Here is a 2,309-nt window from a genome sequence, read left to right as displayed (position 1 = left end):
CGAGCGCGAGGTCGACGCCGCCGTGGTGCGCGTCGGCGTCCACGACGCGCTCGAGCCACCCGCCGACCGACGGACCCCAGTCGGGCTCGAGCAGGTGCTCGCGCGCCAGGTCTTCGATGAGGCCCTGCACGTCGTCGTCGCTCAGGGCGCGCAGGACGCTGGAGGCGAGGGCCGCGCCTTCCGCGGCCAGCCGCTCGGCGTGGGCCGGATCGGCGAGCCATGCGCCCGCGCGCGCCGCGAGGGGCGTCGCCTCGAGCTTCGTGCGGACGACGTCGCCCTCGAGGAAGTTCGTCTCGACGAACTCCCCGAGCTGCTGGCCGATCTCGTCCTTGCGGCGCGGGATGATCGCGGTGTGGGGGATCGGGAGGCCGAGCGGCCGCCGGAAGAGCGCCGTGACGGCGAACCAGTCGGCCAGCGCGCCGACCATGCCGCCCTCGGCCGCGGCCCGGACGTACTGCAGCCACTCGATGTCGCGCTGCAGCGCGAAGGCGATGGCGAAGATGACGGCCATGCCGACGAGGGCACCGAGCGCGACCGCCTTCATGCGCCGGAGCGCCCGGAGACGTTCCTGGTCGGCGGGGCTCAGGAGCGCCGCGGGTGTGCGCGCCATCAGGCGTCGACCGGTCCGAGCCAGGCCGTGGCGAGTGCCGAGTGCGCGGACTCGGGGTCGGAGGGGTGGAACTGCCCCGCGAGGACATCGCGGTACAGGCGGCTCAGCTCCGTGTGGGCGAAGTAGGACGACCCTCCGCTGACGAGCATGGCTTCGTCGACCACGGTCTTCGCCGCGGTGACGGCGCGATGCTTCACGCCCGCGAGGAGCGAGAACCAGCGCGCGCCGTGGTCGACGCGCTCGTCGACGTCGGCGCTGAGCGCGGCGATCTGCGGGGGCAGCGCGTCGTAGGCGAGCGCCATGTCAGCGATGCGCCAGCGGATGTCGGGGTCGGCCGCGTAGCTCGCACCGGTCTTCTTCGACCGCCGGGCGCGCGCGGCGTCGACCGACAGGTCGAGCGCGCGTCGGGCGATACCGGTGTACACCGAGGCGAGCAGGATCTCGAAGACCGCGAAGATCCCGAACACGAGCGGGTCGGGCTGAGGGCCGGGGTCGAGTCGGCGCACGACGCGGTTCGCCGGCGCGTGGGCGCCGTGGAGCTCGGTGGTGCGGCTCTGCGTTCCCCGCATGCCCATGGTGTTCCAGTCGTCGCGCGAGACGACGTTCTCGTCGCGCTCGAGGAACGCGAACACCATCTTCGGCGCGTCGGGCGACGTGGTGTCGAGCCCATGCACGCCCAGGTGGTTCCAGACGGGGGAGAGGGACGTGAAGATCTTCGTGCCGGTGAAGCGGTAGCCGCCCTCCCCGTCGGGTGCGGCGTCGGTGTCGCTGCCGAACAGCACGAGGTCGTTGCCGGCCTCGCTGATGCCGAATGCGAAGACCTCGCCCGCCGCGGCCCCCCGCAGCACGAACTCGAGGTCGTCGATCCCGCGGTCGCGCAGGACCTTGGCGACGCCCGTCCACACGAGGTGCATGTTCACCGCGAGCGCCGTGGCCGGAGCCGCGCCGGCGAGCCGCTGCTGCAGGACCGCGGCCTCGGCGAGCGAGAGGCCCGCGCCGCCCAACTCTTCGGGCGACAGGATGCCGAGGTACCCGGCGGTCCGCAGATCGTCGAGGTCGGCGTCGGGGAAGGTGTTGTCGCGGTCGTGCACCGGCGCGCGTTCGCGCAGCCGCGCGAGCAGGTCGTCGGGGAGGAACCGAGCGGGATCGAACGCGGAGGACATGGCATCCATTCTGGTCCTCCGCTCCGACATCGCGGCCGTGGGTGTCAGCCGAGCGCCGCGAGGAGTTGCGCCACCGTCTCGGCCGGCCGGTCGCGGTGCGGCGAATGCCCGGCGTCCTCGACGACGGACATCGTCACGACCGGATTCTGCAGCACCTCCTCGGCCAAGGCGCCGGTGAAGATCGAGAAAACGGCCGGATCGGCACCGATCACGTGCGTCGGCACGGTCAACGCCGCCGCCTCCGCCCGGACGTCCCACGTGGCGTTCTGCTCGCTCGTCTGCTCGATGGCCCAGCGGCTGGCGCGTTGCGTCGCGCGCGCCTTCAACTCGACATCGAGCGGATGCCACGTCGGGTGCTCGGCCCGCACCGCGGCGACCGTCGGGTCGGCGAAGGCCTGTTCCTGACTGGCGCGCACCGTCCCGCGGTCTCGCTCGGCGAGGTGGATCGCGGGATCGATGAGGACGAGGCGGCGCGTCCAGGTCGGGTCGCCCGCGGCGGCGAGCGTCGCCGCGGCACCGCCCAGCGAATGGCCGAT

At 73.0% G+C, this 2,309-nt stretch carries 3 protein-coding genes; all 3 read right to left on the bottom strand.

Annotated features, from left to right (window positions below):
- Positions 1–610 (bottom strand): DUF445 family protein (locus I5G_RS14235; RefSeq protein WP_022879655.1); only part of this gene is annotated, 610 nt, incomplete at its 3' end.
- Positions 610–1,773 (bottom strand): acyl-CoA dehydrogenase family protein, encoded by a 1,164-nt coding sequence (locus I5G_RS14230; RefSeq protein ID WP_022879654.1) that lies wholly within the window; start codon positions 1,771–1,773, stop codon positions 610–612. The genes I5G_RS14230 and I5G_RS14235, both read right to left, overlap by 1 nt.
- Positions 1,774–1,817: 44 nt before the next feature.
- Positions 1,818–2,309 (bottom strand): alpha/beta fold hydrolase (locus I5G_RS22655; RefSeq protein ID WP_022879653.1); only part of this gene is annotated, 492 nt, incomplete at its 5' end.

The organism is Microbacterium sp. B19 (assembly GCF_000333395.1).
Classification (GTDB): Bacteria; Actinomycetota; Actinomycetes; order Actinomycetales; family Microbacteriaceae; genus Microbacterium.
Note: the sequence above shows the minus strand (reverse complement) of the source record. Positions and strands in the feature narration are given on the sequence as shown.

Bases quoted from the DNA above. Each gene is read 5' to 3' on its own strand.
- I5G_RS14230 (WP_022879654.1), bottom strand. From the start codon at position 1,773: ATGTCCTCCGCGTTCGATCCCGCTCGGTTCCTCCCCGACGACCTGCTC.